Annotated in this window: 1 protein-coding gene; it reads left to right on the forward strand. The window is 65.3% G+C overall.

All coding sequences use genetic code 11. The features are described 5' to 3' along the window. The coding region (locus GHO41_RS30005) for a hypothetical protein (RefSeq protein WP_178126633.1) at window positions 1-326 on the forward strand (326 nt) is incomplete at both ends.

Genomic DNA, 326 nt, shown 5'->3' on the forward strand with positions numbered 1-326 from the left:
CGCCTTGCCCGCCGGGCAACGCCTGCGCGTGCTGGAACTGGGCTTGGGCGGACCATCGTTTGCCGAGTCGCTGTACGCCGGGCTCGACTTTGATCGCATCGACTACAGCTACTGCGTAGAAGAACCCGAGCTGGCGCAGATGCTGCGCGTCGATTGCCCAGCGCTGAACCTGATCGATTTTGCACAACTGAGTGCTGCCCGTGACTTCGACTGGGTGCTGGTGCCCAGCGACTTGGCGGCTCTGGACACTGTGGGCGAAGCCCTGCGTCAGGCGGCGAGCCATCTCAACCCGCAGGGCGAGGTGGCCGTGCTGGCACAACACCCGG

Source organism: Pseudomonas sp. FSL R10-0399, assembly GCF_009600165.1.
GTDB lineage: Bacteria > Pseudomonadota > Gammaproteobacteria > Pseudomonadales > Pseudomonadaceae > Aquipseudomonas > Aquipseudomonas helleri.